The sequence below is a fragment of the Amycolatopsis sp. NPDC104587 genome (assembly GCF_055583645.1).
In genome coordinates, this window is the sequence record NZ_JBVJNO010000007.1 from 203,924 (window position 1) to 220,516 (window position 16,593).

Annotated in this window: 15 protein-coding genes; 7 read left to right on the top strand and 8 right to left on the bottom strand. The window is 70.5% G+C overall.

Going from position 1 to position 16,593, the window contains the following annotated elements; translation table 11 throughout:
• Positions 1-69: 69 nt before the first annotated feature.
• Positions 70-504 (top strand): VOC family protein, encoded by a 435-nt coding sequence (locus tag ACZ61C_RS22925; protein ID WP_465309832.1) that lies wholly within the window; start codon positions 70-72, stop codon positions 502-504.
• A gap of 7 nt (positions 505-511) precedes the next feature.
• On the opposite strand, the gene ACZ61C_RS22930 is transcribed toward ACZ61C_RS22925, so the two are convergent.
• The gene (locus ACZ61C_RS22930; RefSeq protein ID WP_465309833.1) at positions 512-1,465 is read right to left on the bottom strand and encodes a cyclase family protein; all 954 of its coding nucleotides are present in this window, start codon (positions 1,463-1,465) and stop codon (positions 512-514) included.
• Positions 1,466-1,771: 306 nt separating this feature from the next.
• On the opposite strand from ACZ61C_RS22930, the gene ACZ61C_RS22935 reads away from it, so the two are divergent.
• From ACZ61C_RS22935 to ACZ61C_RS22950, 4 genes are all read left to right on the top strand, one after another.
• Entirely contained in the window at positions 1,772-3,121 is a 1,350-nt protein-coding gene (locus ACZ61C_RS22935) for a nucleotide disphospho-sugar-binding domain-containing protein (protein ID WP_465309834.1), read from the top strand.
• 152 nt (positions 3,122-3,273) lie between these two features.
• Positions 3,274-4,503 (top strand): class I SAM-dependent methyltransferase, encoded by a 1,230-nt coding sequence (locus tag ACZ61C_RS22940; RefSeq protein WP_465309835.1) that lies wholly within the window; start codon positions 3,274-3,276, stop codon positions 4,501-4,503.
• Between the two features lie 530 nt (positions 4,504-5,033).
• Positions 5,034-6,446: a nucleotide sugar dehydrogenase gene (locus ACZ61C_RS22945; protein ID WP_465309836.1), complete on the top strand. Its 1,413-nt coding sequence runs from the start codon at positions 5,034-5,036 to the stop codon at positions 6,444-6,446.
• A complete protein-coding gene (locus ACZ61C_RS22950) occupies positions 6,443-7,447 on the top strand; it encodes an NAD-dependent epimerase/dehydratase family protein (RefSeq protein WP_465309837.1) in 1,005 nt (334 codons plus the stop codon). The genes ACZ61C_RS22945 and ACZ61C_RS22950 overlap by 4 nt, the downstream gene beginning before the upstream one ends.
• A 4-nt stretch (positions 7,448-7,451) precedes the next feature.
• Here ACZ61C_RS22950 and ACZ61C_RS22955 read toward each other — a convergent pair whose 3' ends face one another.
• The 4 genes from ACZ61C_RS22955 to ACZ61C_RS22970 all read right to left on the bottom strand — a co-directional run bounded on the left by ACZ61C_RS22955 (position 7,452) and on the right by ACZ61C_RS22970 (position 11,351).
• Complete coding sequence (locus ACZ61C_RS22955) at positions 7,452-8,786, bottom strand: amino acid permease (protein ID WP_465310213.1); 1,335 nt, start codon at positions 8,784-8,786, stop codon at positions 7,452-7,454.
• A gap of 95 nt (positions 8,787-8,881) precedes the next feature.
• A complete protein-coding gene (locus tag ACZ61C_RS22960; RefSeq protein ID WP_465309838.1) occupies positions 8,882-9,829 on the bottom strand; it encodes an EamA family transporter in 948 nt (315 codons plus the stop codon).
• A 49-nt stretch (positions 9,830-9,878) separates the two neighbouring features.
• Positions 9,879-10,493 carry an NAD(P)H:quinone oxidoreductase gene (gene wrbA, locus ACZ61C_RS22965; protein WP_465309839.1) on the bottom strand — a complete coding sequence of 205 codons (615 nt, stop codon included), beginning with the start codon at positions 10,491-10,493 and terminating at the stop codon, positions 9,879-9,881.
• A gap of 33 nt (positions 10,494-10,526) precedes the next feature.
• On the bottom strand, positions 10,527-11,351 hold the full coding sequence (locus ACZ61C_RS22970; RefSeq protein ID WP_465309840.1) for a lysophospholipid acyltransferase family protein: 825 nt from the start codon (positions 11,349-11,351) through the stop codon (positions 10,527-10,529).
• Between the two features lie 496 nt (positions 11,352-11,847).
• On the opposite strand from ACZ61C_RS22970, the gene ACZ61C_RS22975 reads away from it, so the two are divergent.
• Both ACZ61C_RS22975 and ACZ61C_RS22980 read left to right on the top strand, forming a co-directional pair.
• The gene (locus tag ACZ61C_RS22975) at positions 11,848-14,331 is read left to right on the top strand and encodes a DNA translocase FtsK (RefSeq protein WP_465309841.1); all 2,484 of its coding nucleotides are present in this window, start codon (positions 11,848-11,850) and stop codon (positions 14,329-14,331) included.
• A gap of 36 nt (positions 14,332-14,367) precedes the next feature.
• A complete protein-coding gene (locus tag ACZ61C_RS22980) occupies positions 14,368-14,802 on the top strand; it encodes a hypothetical protein (RefSeq protein ID WP_465309842.1) in 435 nt (144 codons plus the stop codon).
• Here ACZ61C_RS22980 and ACZ61C_RS22985 read toward each other — a convergent pair.
• The 3 genes from ACZ61C_RS22985 to ACZ61C_RS22995 all read right to left on the bottom strand — a co-directional run bounded on the left by ACZ61C_RS22985 (position 14,795) and on the right by ACZ61C_RS22995 (position 16,507).
• Positions 14,795-15,406, bottom strand: a complete 612-nt coding sequence (locus tag ACZ61C_RS22985; protein WP_465309843.1) for a nitroreductase family protein — start codon at positions 15,404-15,406, stop codon at positions 14,795-14,797. The genes ACZ61C_RS22980 and ACZ61C_RS22985 overlap by 8 nt on opposite strands.
• Positions 15,407-15,452: 46 nt before the next feature.
• A complete protein-coding gene (locus tag ACZ61C_RS22990; protein ID WP_465309844.1) occupies positions 15,453-15,887 on the bottom strand; it encodes a phospholipase in 435 nt (144 codons plus the stop codon).
• Between the two features lie 101 nt (positions 15,888-15,988).
• Positions 15,989-16,507: an amino-acid N-acetyltransferase gene (locus ACZ61C_RS22995; protein ID WP_465309845.1), complete on the bottom strand. Its 519-nt coding sequence runs from the start codon at positions 16,505-16,507 to the stop codon at positions 15,989-15,991.
• Positions 16,508-16,593 lie beyond the last annotated feature (86 nt).

Consider the following 16,593-nt stretch of genomic DNA (forward strand, 5'->3'; position numbering starts at 1 on the left):
ACCGGCGACTCCGTGAGTGCTCAAAATGGCGTCGAGTGAATCACTAGCGCCGGAAATTATGCTCACAAAATGACAATTCAGCGACTCGACCACGTCGGCGTTGTTGTCGATGACCTTCCGGCAGCGATCGCCTTCTTCCTCGAACTCGGCATGGAAAAGGAGGGCGAGGCGGCCCTGCGCGGCGACTGGGTCGACCGGGTCGTCGGGCTCGACGACGTCCGGGCCGAGATCGCCGCCGTGCGGACACCGGACGGCCACGGCCGGATCGAGCTGACGAAGTTCCTGACTCCGCCCGCCCACGACGGCAACCCGGACGCGCCCGTGAACACCCTGGGCGGCCACCGCCTGACGTTCGCCGTCGAAGACCTCGACGACGTCCTCGCCCGCCTGGCCACCCACGGCGCCCGGCTCGTCCGCGAAGTGGCGCAGGTGGAGGACTTCTGCCGCTACTGCTACGTCCGCGGTCCCGAGGGCATCATCGTCGGGCTGGTCCAGGAGCTCTGAGCCACGCTCAGAAGGTGGCGATCGGGTTGACCGGGCTGCCGGACGTGCCGGCGAACCGGATCGGCGCGAGCGCGAGCTGGAAGTCCCACTGACCCAGCTCTTCCGCCGTCGTCGCGCACGCCTCGAGGTCGCAGTTGTCCAGCAGCCACAGGCCCATCGCGACCAGGCCCACGGCGTGCACCGGCATCAGCACGTCGCGGTAGCCCGACGGCTGGACGTCCTGCGGGGTGTCCGCGCCGATCAGCGCGACCCCGCGTTCGTGCAGCCACGGCAGGCAGGAGGCGTGCCAGCCCGCCTGGGTGAACCCGCCGTCCGGGCCGGACTCGTGCCGGGAGCGGCCGTAGCCGGTCCGCAGGAGCACCGCGTCGCCGGGCTGCACACGCACGCCCTGGCGGCGCTCGGCTTCCTCGAGGTCTTCGGGGAACACCCCTTCGCCCGGTTCCAGCCACGGCACGTCACGGACCTTCGCGACGTCCAGCAGGACACCCCGCGTGACGATCCCGTCCGCCGCCGCCGTGACGGCGCCCCACTCCGAGCCCGACTCTTCGTCGACCAGCGAGTGCGGCCGCCCGTTGTACATCTTCCCGTCCCAGAAGATGTGGCACGGCGAATCGACGTGGGTGATCGTGTTGCCGTGGAACAGGATGCCGAGGTGCTCGTTCGAGTAGCCCCAGCGCCGGTCGTTGCGGAACAGCGCCGGCATGTGCTCGGCGCCCGGCATCTCGGCCGAGCACGGGCACGACGTCGTCGACCGCGCCATGTCGTCCGGGACGGCGACCTCCCACGCGCACGACACGCTCCTGCCGTGGCGCACGGCCCGCGCGGCCGCCAGCCGGACGTCGTCGGTGATGTGGTTCAGGGTGCCGATTTCGTCTTCGTCGCCCCACCGTCCCCAGTTCGACAGCGTCTCGAAGTAGCCGAGCACGTCGTCCTGAGTCGGCATCAGCCGCCCTGCCGTCATCCGAGCCTCGACTCCTCCGGTCACGCTGCCGGCGGTCGCCGGTCACAGAGAGCGTAGGGCACGCGCGCGGACCCCGCGTCCCGGCGGGGGGCCGCAGTCCAGGAGATGCCCGGGGGGCCGGGCGCGCCGGAGACTGGCCTGGATCTGACACGCGTCGACACTCCTGATCCGGGGTCCGGGCTTCGATGCACATCGCCACCCCGCCAACCAGAACGTCGCCACCACGATCCGATCTCCCACCACCACAACAGCACTCCCCGGCACCTGGATTCCCCAGCGCCCGAAAGACGTCCAAGGAGTTCCACCATGCGCGTGGCTTTCACCATCTGGCCGGCACCGGCACACCTGTACCCCATCGTCCCGCTCGCGTGGGCGCTCAAGGCGGCCGGCCACGAAGTGGTCGTGGCCACCCACCCGGCGATCGCCGCGGAGACGGCGTCGATGGGCCTGACGCCTGTTTCGGTCTGCGAAGCCGACAGCACCCCGCTCCTCGGGCCCGCTTCGCCGTACGTGACCGAGCGGGAGGACCTCGCGAAGATCACCGCGGGGCTGGACTTCGGCCCGGACGACCCCGACCGCGAGCACTGGGACGTGCTGACCCAGTACTACGTGCCGTCGATGTGGGACTTCCTGCCGTACCGGGCCGACCCGGCCACGGAGATGCCCGCCATGGACGGCCTGGTGAGCTTCTTCCGCACCTGGCAGCCCGACCTCGTGCTCTGGGACCCCTGCATGCCCGGCACCGCCGTCGCCGCGGTCGCGGTCGGCGCCGCGCACGCCCGGTGGTGGACCGCGCCCGACGTCTTCTGCCGCAGCATGGACACGATCGCCAAGGTCAACGCCCGCCCCGGCGGTGAGCACGTGGACAACCCGATCGCCGAGACCATCCGGGGGATGGCCGAGCGCTACGGCGTCGAGGTCAACCAGGAGCTGCTGGTCGGGCAGTGGACGGTGAACCCGCAGCCGCCGGCCATCGGTCCCGAGATCTCCGCCCACGTGCTGCCGATGCGCTGGATCCCGCACGTCAAGCAGCAGGTCCTCCCCGACTGGATCTACCCGAAGCCGGAGCGCCCGCGCGTCGCCATCTCGCTCGGCCTGTCCGAGCGGTCGTTCATGGCGGGCGGCTGGTCGCACATCCCCGCGCTGCTCGAAGCCGTGTCCACCTTGGACATCGAGGTCGTCGCGACCCTCAACGACAAGCAGCTGTCCGAGGTCACCAAGATCCCCGACAACGTGCGCGTGGTCGAGTACGTCCCGCTCAACCAGCTGATCTCGACCTGCGACCTGCTGATCCACCACGGCGGCATGGGCACCGTGCTGCCCGCCATCGCCAACGGCATCCCGCAGATCGTCGTCGACTTCGTCGGCAACGCGATCTTCGCGACGCCGGACTCCGGCGAGGGGAAGATGGGCCGGTCGCGGTACAGCCTCGGCCCCGCGCTGGCCCGCTACGCCACCGACTCCGGCGCCGGTCTCGTCATGAACATCACCGAGCCCGACCCCCTCGAAATGCGCCGGCAGATCCTCGAGGTCCTCGACGGCGAGTCGTTCAAGGAAGGCGCGAAGAAGATTTACCGGAACTGGCTCTCCACGCCCAGCCCGAGTGAGTTCGTTCCCGTTCTCGAGCGCCTCACCGCCGAACACCGGACCCGGTGACGACGGCCTGCCGATAATTGCAACGGCGAAGCAATAAGCGAGACGACGGCGGAATTCGGTCGCCGTACGGTGGCTCTACCGCAGAACCGTACGGCCCGAGTCGCTTCGCGCTGTCGTCCACCGAGTTTCCCATTGTCCAAAGGAGTTACGTCGTGAGTGACGGAAGAACATTCTGCCAGACGTGCGGGGACGTCGAGGTCCGCGAGTTCCTGTCGCTCGGCCTGCAGCCCGCGGTCCACTTCCTGGCGAACCAGGAGGAAGCGGAGAACGAGCAGGCCTGGCCGCTCGCGCTCGGTTTCTGCGAGCAGTGCAGCCTGGTGCAGGTCATGGAGTCGGTCAGCGAGCGCATCCTGTTCGCCGGCGACGACTACCACCACATGGCCGGGCTGACCGCCGGCTACCGCAAGCACCTGCAGGGGCTCGCCGACAAGCTCGCGGAGCTGTACACGGGGGCCACCGGCCGGACCGTCGTCGAGATCGGGAGCAACGACGGCAGCCTGCTGGACGCGCTGGCCGAGCGCTCGTTCGACGTCCTCGGGGTCGACCCGGTCGGCACTCCGACGGCCGCCGGCTCGCCCGTGGTCCGGGACTACTTCGGCTCGGCGCTCGCGGCGGACCTGCGCTCGAGCCGCGGACCGGCGAACCTGGTGCTGGCGCTGAACACGTTCGCGCACGTCACCGACCTGCGTGACGTCCTCGACGGGGTCACCGCGCTGCTCGCCGGCGACGGCCTGTTCGTCACCGAGTCGCACTACCTGCCGGACCTGCTCGAGGACCTGCAGTACGACTTCGCCTACCACGAGCACTCGCGGTACTACTCGCTCACGGCACTGGACGCGGTGTTCAAGCTCCACGGTCTCGAGGTCGTCCGGGTCGAGCGCATCCCGACCCACGGCGGGTCGATCCGGGTCTACGCCGGGTTCGAGGGCGCCCACGAGATCCACGAGTCGGTCACGCAGCTGCGTGAGTTCGAGAACGGCCTGAAGCTCGCGGACTCGATGATCTACACCCGGTTCGCCGACCGGGTGAAGGACCACCGCGACCGCCTGGTCGGGCTGATCCAGGAGCTGAAGAGCACCGGCGCCCGGGTGGCCGCGGTGTCCGCGCCGGCGCGGGCGATCACGATGTTCAACTACTGCGAGCTGGGGCCCGACAAGATCGACGTGGTCTCCGAAATCAGCCCGCGCAAGGTCGGCAAGCTGTTCCCCGGCACCCACACCCCGATCATCAGCCAAGAGGAGCTGTGCGGGGACGGGCAGCCGGAGTACGCGCTGCTGATGTCCTGGCACATCGCGGACGAGGTCATCGCCAACCTGCGGAAGTCCGGCTTCCGCGGCGCGCTGATCCAGCCGTTCCCCGAACTGAAGATCATCGACGGCTGAGTCCCGCGGTTGCCGCCCGGCCGCGTCCCGGCGGCGGCATCGACCCCGGTCCTCCGGACGGTTCAGGCACTGTGCCGTCCGTTGCCGGTCCGGCCTGCTTCAGGCCGGACCGGCAACCGGTCGAGCTTCGGCGGCGCCCCCGCCGAAACTCGACCGGGAGGTCCGCCGGCGACGCCTGGCCGGTTGAGCGTGTTCCACCATCGGTCGATCGCCCGCCTCGTGTCGGAAACCAACATCACCACCCACTGATTGTTAGTGTCTGACTACACGCGGAAAAAGTCAACCGTCTCACCGGCGAAAAAATCACGACTTTGGGACAGGGCCTGGGGGCTCGGACCTGGTGGTCGCTTCTCCTCCTTTGCCCGGTCGTCGTATTACCGGAAAAAAATGTGCCCGGCAAGTCGAAAGATGGACCGCACCACGCTCGGGCCGACAATTGTTCGACCGTTTTGCCCGGCATCCACGGTGTGACGACTTGACCGGCTGCCAAACGATTGTCAGACCGAGCTTTTTCTCTCGATGGAGACGAGATGCGAGCTGTATCCGACTACAAGGATCCCTCGGTGGCCGTCCTGGGCTTCGGCTACGTGGGGTCGTGCATCGCGGCCACGCTGGCCGACCTCGGGTTCGACGTCGTCGGCGTGGACGCCAACCCGGAGCTGGTCGAGGAGTTCGACCGCGGCCACTGCCGCTTCCAGGAGGCGGGCCTGGCCGAGGCGATCTCCCGCGCCCGCGCGGCCGGCAAGCTGCGGATCACCACCGACACCAGCGCGCTCGGCACCACCGACGTCGTGCTGATCACGGTGGGCACCCCGGTGCTCGAGGACGGGTCCCTGGCCGACGAACAGCTTCGCGGAGCCTGCGTCGAGGTCGGCAAGCACCTGCGCGAGGGCCAGCTGGTGGTGCTGAAGAGCACCGTCCCGCCGGGCACCACCCGGGGCGTGGTCCGGCCGATGCTGGAGGAGCAGAGCGGGTTGACCGCGGGCGCCGACTTCGGCCTCGCGTTCACCCCGGAGCGGCTCGCCGAGGGCACCGCCATGCGCGAGGTCCGGACGCTCCCGATCGTGGCGGGCGGCCTGGACGCCGACAGCACCCTCGCGGTCACCCGGTTCTGGCGCGAGACCCTGGGGGTCGAGGTCATCCCGCTGGACAGCATGGAGGCGGCCGAGGTCGTCAAGCTGGCCAACAACTGGTGGATCGACCTGAACATCGCCCTGGCCAACGAGCTGGCCAAGTTCTGCGCGCTCTACGGCGTGGACGTGCTCGACGTGGTCCGGGGGGCCAACACGATCACGAAGGGCAACGGGCGCGTCAACATCCTGCTGCCCAGCGTCGGCGTGGGCGGCTCCTGCCTGACCAAGGACCCGTGGATGGTGTGGGCGTCGGCTCGCCGGCACGGCGTCGACATCCGCACGGCGGCCGCGGGCCGGGACGTCAACGCCGGGATGCCCGAGTACACCGCGCAGCTGGCCATCGACACGCTCGCCGAGCTCGGCAAGGACCCGACGCAGGCCACGGTGGCCGTGCTCGGCCTCGCGTTCAAGAACAACACCGGCGACCTGCGGGCCACGCCCACGCAGGGGATGATCGAGGTGCTGCGCAAGACCGGCGCCACGGTGCGGATCCACGACCCGCTGGTCGACCCCCGCCTGGCCGAGGACCTGTTCGGCTTCGCGCTCACCGAGAACCTCGACGACGCCGTGCGCGACGCCGACTGCATCGCCGTGCTGGCGCTGCACCGGGACTTCGAGGACATCGACTTCGCGGCGCTGCCGGTCGCGGAGTCCTGCCTGGTGCTGGACGGCCGGGCCTACTACGGCAAGGACAAGATCGACGCGCTCAAGGACCTGGGCTACGTCTACCGGGGGATCGGCCGGGGCACCACGCCGGCCGTCGCCGGCAGTGCCCTGGGTGCGGCCGAAGAAGGGGAGTTGGCGGCATGACCAACGTCGTCGAGTTCTCGACCGGCCGCCGGGCCGTGGTCACCGGGGGCAACGGGTTCATCGGGGGCCACCTGGTGAAGCGGCTGGTCGAACGGGGTGACCGGGTCACCGTCTTCGACGGGGCGCCGCCCGCGCGGCCGGTCGCCGGCGGCCGGGTCCAGTACGTCCAGGGTGACATCCGCGACGCGGCCGCGATCTCCGCGGTCATCTCCGACGACGTCGACGTCGTCTACCACCTGGCCGCGGTGGTCGGCGTGGACCAGTACCTGGCCCGCCCGCTGGACGTCATCGACATCAACGTCATCGGCACCCGCAACGTGCTGGAGGCGGCCCACCGCGCCGGCGCGAAGCTGATCCTGGCCAGCACCAGCGAGGTGTTCGGCAAGAACCCGGCCGTGCCGTGGCGCGAGGACGACGACCGGGTGCTCGGCTCCACCTCCTCGACGCGGTGGGTCTACTCCTCCACCAAGTCGGTGACCGAGCACCTGACCTTCGCGTTCGTCCGCCAGCTCGGGCTGGACGCGACGATCGTGCGCTTCTTCAACGCGTACGGCCCGGGCCAGCGGCCCGCCTACATCGTCAGCCGGTCGGTCCACCGGGCGCTCAACGGCGAGTCGATGGTGGTCTACGACGAGGGCACGCAGACGCGGTGCTTCACCTTCGTCGAGGACGCCGTGGAGGGCACGATCCTCGCCGCGACCCACCCGGACTCCCGGGGCGAGGCGTTCAACATCGGCAGCATGGTGGAGACCACGGTCGGGGAGGTCGTCGGCCTGATCGGCGAGCTGACCGGGGCCCGGACCGAGGTCATCGACGTCGACACCACGAAGAAGCTGGCCTCCTACGAGGACCTGCCGCGCCGGATTCCGGACACCACCAAGGCCCGCGAGATCCTGGGCTGGGAGTGCCGCACGTCGCTGCGGGACGGCCTGGCCGCCACGATCGCGTGGGCCCGGGAGAACGACTGGTGGCTGCAGCAGCCCGACAGCGGGGCCGCCTGAGCGCTCATTCCCGCGTGATGCCCGCCGGACCGCGGGCATCACGCGGGGACCGCCGCCGGAGCACGGCGTACACGGCCAGGATCACCGCCAGGCTGACCAGGCTCAGGTACAGCTGGGCGCGGGTGTCCGCGTCGACGAACAGCATCGAAGCGACCACGACGAGCGTCAGCGCCAACGTCAGCCGGCTGAGCCATGGGTAGCCCCACATCCGGAGCTTCAGCTTCTCCGGCGCCGTTTCCTCCAGGCTGCGCCGCATCCGCAGCTGCGAGCCGCAGATGATCGCGTACACGAACAGCGCCACCGCGCCCGCCGAGTTGATGATGAAGGAGAAGATCTTGTCGGGGGAGACGTAGCTCATCACCACGGCGACGTAACCGACCGAGGTGGACACCAGGATCGCCTTCCACGGCACACCGCGGCGGTTCGTGTCCGCGATCCAGGACGGCGCCCAGCCGTGGCGGTGCAATGCGAACAGCATCCGGGATGCCGTGTACAGCCCCGAGTTCAGCACCGACAGCGCGGCCGTCAGGACGACCGCCGACACGATCGTCGCCGCCGCCGGGACGCCGAAGCGGCCGAACGCGGCCGCGAACGGGCTCGTCTCGCTCGGCACCTCGCGCCACGGCGTGATCATCACCAGCAGCGCCACCGAGCCGACGTAGAACACGATCACGCGCCAGACGATCGTCGACGTCGCCTTGCGCACGGCCGTCTCCGGCTGGTCCGACTCGGCCGCGGCGATCGTCACGATCTCCGCGCCGAAGTAGGAGAAGATCACGATCACCACGCCGTGGACGACGGAAAACCCGCCGTTCGGTACGAAGCCGTCGAGCCCGATGTTGCCCACCGAGAAGTGCGCGCCCGGCCAGAGCCCGAGCACGAACAGCAGGCCCAGCACCAGAAACACGACGATGGTGGCGACCTTGATCGAGGCCAGCCAGAACTCCGTCTCGCCGAACGAGCGCGCCGACGCCAGGTTCGTCGCCGTCAGCAGCAGCATCAGCCCCAGCGAGAACACCCATTGCGGCACACCGGGAACCCAGCCCTGCAGGATCTTCGCGCCGGCGACCGCTTCGAACGCGACCACGCCGACCCAGAAGTACCAGTACAGCCAGCCGATCGTGAAACCCGCCCAGCCGCCGAGCGCGTCGCGCGCGTACTCCATGAACGAGCCCAAGGACGGCGCCGCGGTCGCCATCTCGCCGAGCATCCGCATGACGAGCACCACGAGCAGCCCGCCGAGCGCGTAGGAGAGCACGGCGGCCGGGCCGACGGTGTGGACCACCGCGCCGCTGCCGATGAACAGGCTCGCGCCGATGATGCCGCCGAGGGCGATCATCCGGACGTGCCGCTGCCGGAGCTCGGGCTTCAGGCCCTGGGTCTTCGCCGTCACGGTCGGGAATTCTCGCACCTACGCGCAACCCCGTGAAGAGATCAGCTCGTCAGGATCTCCGACTTCCGCTGCACCAGGTACGCGCCGCCGAGCAGGATCGCCGAGCCGAGCAGCTGGACCCAGGTCAGCTCCTCGCCGATCAGCGCCCAGGCCGCGACGGTGGTGATCACCGGCTCGACCAGGCCGAGCACACTGGCCACGGATGCGGGCAGGTGCCGCAGCGACGAGATCCCGAAGACGTAGGCGAGCACGGTCGCGACCAGGATCAGCAGGACCATCAGCAGCCACACGGGCGGGCGCCAGGAGCCGAACTCGACATCGACGGCGAGCAGCTCGACCGGCCACGTCCACGGCGGCGCGACGAGGCTGATCAGCACCGCGCCGATCACCATTCCCCAGGTGACCAGGCCCAGCGGGTCGATGTCGGCGACCGCGCGTTCGCCCAGCAGGAAGTACCCGGCCGAGCACACCGCCGCGCCGAGGCCGGCGAGCAGCCCGACGCCGTTCAGCGTCACGCCCTGCCAGACCTGCGCGACCAGCGACAGGCCCACCATGGCCAGCGCGATGCCGCCCCAGACCGAGCGGGGCAGCCGGTGCCGCCGCACGAACCGCACCCACAGCGCGATGAGCACCGGCGAGATGAACTCAAGCAGGATCGCGATGCCGACCGGGATCCGGCCCGCGGCGACGAAGTAGAGCAGCTGCACCCCGGCGACGCCGAGCAGGCCGTAGCCGGCCAGGACCGGGAGCTCCGCCCGGCGCACCCGCAGCTTCCGCGGCGCGACCAGCGCCACGCCGGCGAGCAGGACGACGCCGGCCAGGCCGATCCGCATCGCGGCCACCTGCTCCGGGGTGAACCCGGCGGACATCGCGGACTTGCCCAGCGTGCCCGACGTGCTGAAGAACAGCGCCGCGAGCAGGACGAGCGTGGTCCCGCGGCCGCGGTGGGCGACCCGGGGTGGCGCGAGGACGGGGAGCTCGGTGGTCACCGTCGCGACTCTAGGGCCCGCGACGTCACTGCCGAAACGCTTTTTCCGGTTATTCCGCCTGCTTCAGCCCGGTCGCGACGTGCGTGGTGATCGTCGCGAGCCGGCGCCCCTGGACCCGCAGCGCGCCGAGGGCGAGCTCGTCCGGCGCGGCGGACTTGCGGGAGACGAACGAGCCGCCGTACGGGTTGCCGGACTCCATCAGGTGCGGGTCGGTGTAGCCGAGCGGGACGACGATCGCGCCCCAGTGGTAGAAGACGTTGTTGATCGCCAGCAGCGTCGACTCCAGGCCGCCGTGGCGGGTGGACGCCGTCGTGAACGACGTCGCGACCTTGTCGGCCAGCTTTCCCTTCGCCCACAGACCACCCGTACTGTCCAAAAAGGACTTCAGCTGGGCGGCCGCGCCACCGAACCGGGTCGGGCTGCCGACGGCGAGCCCGTCGGCCCAGACGAGGTCGTCGAACGTGGCCAGGGCGTGGTGCGGGCCCGAGTCGATCCAGGCCTGCCACCGCGGGTTCTGCGCGATCGCCTCGGCGGGCACGGTCTCCGGCACGGTCCGCACCCGCACGTCGGCCCCGGCCTCCCGCGCACCGGCGGCGAGCGCCTCGGCGAGGGCGGCGGTGTTCCCGGTCGAGCTGTAGTAGACGACGAGTATCCGTGTGCTCACGTCCGCCGACTCTAGGTGTTCGAAGAGGGTGTCTCAGGATCCGGACGGCGGCCGCTGCGGCTTCCACGGGCTGACGGTGTCGGTCGGCCGCGTGGGGTCGTGGAAGCGCGGCCGGTCGAACTCGCCGGCGCGCAGCGGGACGAGGCCGTCGGCGATCGCCTGCATGATCTTCGCGTGCGCGCGCACCCCGGCGCCGGGCCGCGCCGGCTCGACGTCCGAGAGGTCGACGGGGTCGCCGAAGTGGACGCGGAACTTCGGCCGGCGCAGGGGAGCGCTAAGCCCGGAGCGGGCGAGCGGCACCAGGTCGGCCGGGCCGTTGACGGTCTCGGTGCCCCAGTAGACGGCCTCGTGCGCGCCCCACTGGCTGATCGGGATCACCGGCACATCCGCGGCCAGCGCGAGCCGCGCGGCGCCGGTCTTGCCGCGCTCCGGCCACAGACCCGGGTCGTGGCTGATCCGGCCCTCGGGGTAGACAATGAGCGGCTCACGGGTGGTCTTGAGCGCGTCGACGGCCTCGGCGAACTGCCCGATGGCGGTGCTCGCCTGCTTGCGGTCGACCCGCAGGTGGCCGCTGACCCGCAGCGCCGGACCGATGACGGGGGCGTCCAGGATGCCGCCGGCCAGCATGAACCGCGGGTTGATCCCGATCCGCTTGCAGGCGGCCATCAGCACGAAGGCGTCAAAAACGCCGATGTGGTTCGCGGCCATCAGCAGCGGCTTGCCCCGCAGCTGGGCGGGGATCTGCCCGCTGACGGTGAGCCGCCCGACGAGGTTCACCAGCCCCCGGTCGATGTTCAGCATGGTCCGCCAGATGGCCGGGGCACGGCGGGACGAGTCGTCGGTGCGCAGCGCGAACATGCGCAGAGTTTGGCAGACGCCGATTTCACCCGGATGCGCACTGGCTGGTGGGTGTGGGTGGTCGGTTCGCGCAGGCGGGGCAGAGCGCGAGTGGCCCTTTCGTGCGGTTCGGCGGGCGCGAGTGGCCCTTTCGCGCGGTCGGCGGGGCGCGAGCGGCCCCTTCGCGCAACCCAGCAGGCGCGAGCGGCCCTTTCGTGCGGCCCTGGCCGGTACGACTGGCCCGTTCGTGCTCTGGTGCGGCGCGACTGGCCCTTTCGCGCGGTCCGGCCGGTGCGAGCGGCCCGTTCGTGCGGCTCAAGCGGGCGCGAGCGGCCCGTTCGTGCTCCGGCTGCGGCGCGACCGGCCCGTTCACACTCCCCACCGGCGCGAACGGCCCTTTCGCGCAGCCCACCCCTTCACCCGGATGGCCCCCTCACCCCCGCCGTGAGGCAGAAGTTCACCCTGCGCTGAGAGTGGCGCATGGGACGAAAGGCAACGGCCGGTTACCGTTGAAGGCATGGCTGGGTCGGCGACGAGGAAGCGAAGCACGGGAAGCGGCGCGAAGGGGGCAGCGGCGCGTAAGCCGCGTACACCTGCGAAGCCACGTACCTCCGCAACCCGCAAGCCGGCCCCCCGAGCGCGCCGCAAAACGCCCGGGATCTTCGGCAAAGGGGTCCGCGGGACCTGGAACTTGCTGGCCAAAGGCATCGGCACGCTGGCCAGGACGGTCGGCCGCACCCGGGAGCTCGAACCCGAACACCGCCGGGACGGTCTCGCACTCGGGCTGATGGCGCTGGCCATCGTCGCGGCCGTCGGGGTCTGGTGGCGGGCGGCCGGCCCGATCGGCGCCGGGGTCGAGATCGCGACCCGGACCGTGCTCGGCGCCGGAGCCGTGACTCTCCCGCTGGTGCTGGTCGTCGTCGCCGTTGCGCTCATGCGGTCCGAACCGCATCCCGAAACGCGGCCGCGGATGGTGATCGGCACGATCATGGTCGTGCTGTCCGTGCTCGGGATGCTGCACATCTTCACCGCGCTCCCGGCCACCAACGACGGCCGGATGTACGCCGGTGGTGTCATCGGCGCCTTCTCCGGTGGGCTGCTGACCATGGGCGTCACCACCTGGGTCGCGGTGCCGATCCTGATCCTCGCGCTGGCCTTCGGTGTGCTCGTCTTCACCGGGACGCCGGTGCGCGAGATCCCGCACCGCCTGCGCAACTGGGGCCTCGACGAGGACGAGATCGCCGAGGCGGACCCGAAGTCCGGCTTCGCCACCGACGAGGACGCCGTCACCGAGGCCGACCCGAAGTCCGCGCGGCTGCGCAAGCCGTCGCGCCGCCGGCAGGCCGCCGACGCCAACCCCGAGCAGCTGGACATCGACGCGATGCTGGCCGAGGCGCCGACGCCGATCAAGCCGCCGAAGGCCGCGCCCAAGCCGGTCGAGGTGCCCGAGAAGAAGCCGAAGAAGGCTCCGGAACCGCCGCTGGCCGTCACGCGGACCGTCGAGGGCGACTACCAGCTCCCGCCGCCTGACCTGCTGAAGCTCGGCGACGCGCCGAAGTCCCGCAGCAAGGCCAACGACGCCATGATCGAGGCGATCACCGGCGTGCTGGAGCAGTTCAGCATCGACGCGCAGGTCACCGGCTTCACCCGCGGCCCGACGGTCACCCGCTACGAGGTCGAGCTCGGCCCGGGCGTGAAGGTCGAGAAGATCACCGCGCTGACCAAGAACATCGCCTACGCCGTCGCGACCGACAACGTCCGGCTGCTGGCGCCGATCCCCGGGAAGTCCGCGGTCGGCATCGAGGTGCCGAACTCCGACCGCGAGATGGTCCGCCTGGGTGACGTCCTGCGCGCGCCGTCCACGGTCAAGGACAACCACCCGATGGTGATCGGCCTCGGCAAGGACATCGAGGGCCACTTCGTCACCGCGAACCTGACGAAGATGCCCCACCTCCTGGTCGCCGGTTCGACCGGTTCCGGTAAGTCGAGCTTCGTCAACTCGATGCTGGTGTCGCTGCTGGCGCGGGCGACGCCGGACGAGTGCCGGATGATCCTGATCGACCCGAAGATGGTCGAGCTGACGCCGTACGAGGGCATCCCGCACCTGATCACGCCCATCATCACCCAGCCGAAGAAGGCCGCCGCCGCGCTGGCCTGGCTGGTGGAGGAGATGGAGCAGCGCTACCAGGACATGCAGGTCAACAAGGTCCGGCACATCGACGACTACAACAAGAAGGTCAAGTCCGGCGAGATCACCGCGCCGCCGGGGTCCGAGCGCGAGTACCGGCCCTACCCGTACATCATGGCGATCGTCGACGAGCTCGCCGACCTGATGATGACCGCCCCGCGCGACGTCGAAGACGCGATCGTCCGCATCACCCAGAAGGCCCGCGCGGCCGGCATCCACCTGGTCCTGGCGACGCAGCGGCCGTCGGTCGACGTCGTCACCGGCCTGATCAAGACCAACGTGCCCTCGCGGCTGGCCTTCGCGACGTCGTCGCTGACCGACTCGCGGGTCATCCTCGACCAGCCCGGCGCCGAGAAGCTGATCGGCATGGGCGACGCGCTCTACCTGCCGATGGGCGCCGGCAAACCGGTCCGCATCCAGGGCGCGTTCGTCGGCGACGAGGAGATCTCCTCGGTCGTCAACTACGCCAAGGAGCAGGCGCAGCCGGACTACCAGGACGGCGTCACGGCGCAGAAGGCCGGCGAGAAGAAGGAGATCGACCCGGACATCGGGGACGACCTGGACGTACTGCTCCAGGCGGCGGAGCTGATCGTGACGTCCCAGTTCGGCTCGACGTCGATGCTGCAGCGCAAGCTCCGGGTCGGCTTCGCCAAGGCCGGGCGGCTGATGGACCTGCTGGAAAGCCGCGGGATCGTGGGCCCGTCGGAGGGCTCGAAGGCCCGCGACGTGCTGATCAAGCCGGAGGAGCTGGAGTCGGTCCTGTTCATGATCCGCGGCGGCGACCCCGTGCCCTCGGATCCGGACGACGAGTAGTGCAACCCGCCCCCGGACCCGTTCCGTCCTGAGCACATGGACCTGCAGCGCATCGCAGCCGGACTGTTCGCCTTCGCCGTCGTGGCGGCCGGCGCCGGGAGCGCCGTCGCCTCGGGGCAGGCTCCGGCCCTGCCCGGCCGGCCGCCGGCGTCGTCGACCGTGAGCACCGCTCCCGCCGGGGATGTCACCCTGCGCCTCGGCCAGGAGGCCGCCGTGCAGGGGAAGGACCTGAGCATCCGGTACACGCGCGTCGTCAGCGACTCGCGGTGCCGGCCGAACATGACCTGCGTCTGGCAGGGCGAGGCCACCCTGGCCTTCCTGCTCAGCGAGCCCGGCCGCGGCGAGAGCACCACGGCCGAGCTGCACAGCGGGCCGCGCACCGGCCCCCAGGCCACCACCTTCGCCGCCAGCCACGTCGAGCTGGTCTCGGTCAGCGAAGACGGCGGAGAGGCGACCGTCCGGATCAGCTGAGCGGCGTGCCCCAGTGGTCGAGGTAGGCCACCTCCGCCAGCGGGACCCGCGGGGCCGGCTTGAAGTCGGGCACCGTCGTGTACGCCACCGGCAGCAGCCCGGCCTGCGTGTACCCCTCGGGCACCCCGAGGATCTCGGCCGCCTCCGCCTCGCGGGAGAGGTGATATGTCGTGAGCGTCGAGCCCAGGCCGCGTGAGCGCAGCGCCAGCTGGAAGTTCCACACCGCCGGGAAGATGCCGCCGTAGAAGGCCGCGTCCACCGCGTTCTCCCCGGCCGGTCGCCCCTTCAGGCACGGGATCACGAACACCGGCACCCGCTCGATCACGTCGACCAGGTGCCGTCCGGACGTCAGCGCCCGGGACTCGCCCTCGCCCGCCCGCTCGGCCAGGTACGCCTCGCCGACTTCACGGAAGAGCACGCCCAGCCGGTTCTTGACACCCTGGTCGCGCACCACCAGCCAGCGCCACGCCTGGACGTTGCCCGGGGTCGGGGCCTGCAGGGCCAGGTCGAGGCACGCTTCGAGGACCTCGGGCTCGACGGGCCGGTCGAGGTCGAGCTTGCGGCGCACCGCGCGGGTCGTGCTGAGCAGGTGATCGATCTCCATGCCCCCATCCTGGCCCGGACCGCGCCGGCCCGGGCCAGGGGAGGACTCAGCCGCCGAACTTGCGGACCGCCTGGTAGTACGTCCAGGCCGCGCCCTTGCACGCCACGTTGGACCCGCAGACGCTCTTCAGGTCGGAGTACAGGTTGTCGTCGATCTTCAGCCGGTTCGCCTCGCTGAACCGGCCCTGCTTCTTGTAGTTGCGGTAGCCGAAGTCGTGCCGGTGGCAGCCGGGCAGGAACTGCCAGCCGAACGGCGTGTCCGGCGACCAGGAGCAGCCGTCCGACGACCAGTCGAGCTGGCCGTTGTAGGGCGCCTGGTTCCGGATCGACTCGAAGCCGGACAGGGAGGTGGAGAAGAGGTACTGGTCGGTGACCGTCGGAATGTCGACGGCCGCGGCGGTGCCGGTGCCCAGCAGGGCGCCCGCGCCGACAGAAACGGCCACCGTCAAGGTGGCCCCCAGGTTCCGCAGTGTCGTGCGCATCGTGTGTTCCCTCGCCGATCAGGTGGACGATTGCCTGATCAGCTTCGGGCCTCGGGTGGCGCTCGTCACCGCCCGAAAGAAGGTTGTTCGGAAAATTTCCCTCAGAGTTCGAGCAGCATGCGTGAATTGCCCAGGGTGTTGGGCTTGACGTAGGGCAGGTCGAGGAACTCCGCGACGCCGGTGTCGTGCGAGCGCCGCATCTCCTCGAAGACCTCGTGCGACACCGGGGCGCCGTCGATCTCCACGAAGCCGTGCCCGGCGAAGAAGCTGGTCTCGAAGGTCAGCACGAACAGCCGCCGGAGACCGAGCTCACGCGCCTCGTCGACCAGCCGGCCCACCAGCACCCGGCCGATCCCCTGGCCGCGGGCGGCCTTGTCGACCACGACCGTGCGCAGCTCGGCGATGTCTTCCCAGAGCACGTGCAGCGCGGCCGCGCCGACGACCTCGCCCGCGGTCTCGGCCACCCAGAACTCCTGGACCGCCTCGTACAGCGTGACCAGGTCCTTCTCCAGCAGGACGCGGCCCGCGTCCGAGTCGACGAGGTCCTTGATCTTGCGGACGTCGGCGATCCGCGCGCGGCGGACGGTCGGGCGGGGCGAGTCGGACGGCACGATCGTCAACACTGCCACATCGCCCGGCGGCCGCGCCGACACGACCGGGCTACGCCGTCGTCGGCGCGCCGGGACCCGGCGGCTACCCTGAACGT

Coding starts and splice junctions, on each gene's coding strand:
- ACZ61C_RS22925 (WP_465309832.1), top strand. CDS start 70: ATGACAATTCAGCGACTCGACCACGTCGGCGTTGTTGTCGATGACCTT.
- ACZ61C_RS22930 (WP_465309833.1), bottom strand. CDS start 1,465: ATGACGGCAGGGCGGCTGATGCCGACTCAGGACGACGTGCTCGGCTAC.
- ACZ61C_RS22935 (WP_465309834.1), top strand. CDS start 1,772: ATGCGCGTGGCTTTCACCATCTGGCCGGCACCGGCACACCTGTACCCC.
- ACZ61C_RS22945 (WP_465309836.1), top strand. CDS start 5,034: ATGCGAGCTGTATCCGACTACAAGGATCCCTCGGTGGCCGTCCTGGGC.
- ACZ61C_RS22950 (WP_465309837.1), top strand. CDS start 6,443: ATGACCAACGTCGTCGAGTTCTCGACCGGCCGCCGGGCCGTGGTCACC.
- ACZ61C_RS22955 (WP_465310213.1), bottom strand. CDS start 8,786: ATGATCGCCCTCGGCGGCATCATCGGCGCGAGCCTGTTCATCGGCAGC.
- ACZ61C_RS22970 (WP_465309840.1), bottom strand. CDS start 11,351: ATGTTCGCGCTGCGCACCGACGACTCGTCCCGCCGTGCCCCGGCCATC.
- ACZ61C_RS22975 (WP_465309841.1), top strand. CDS start 11,848: ATGGCTGGGTCGGCGACGAGGAAGCGAAGCACGGGAAGCGGCGCGAAG.
- ACZ61C_RS22980 (WP_465309842.1), top strand. CDS start 14,368: ATGGACCTGCAGCGCATCGCAGCCGGACTGTTCGCCTTCGCCGTCGTG.
- ACZ61C_RS22985 (WP_465309843.1), bottom strand. CDS start 15,406: ATGGAGATCGATCACCTGCTCAGCACGACCCGCGCGGTGCGCCGCAAG.
- ACZ61C_RS22990 (WP_465309844.1), bottom strand. CDS start 15,887: ATGCGCACGACACTGCGGAACCTGGGGGCCACCTTGACGGTGGCCGTT.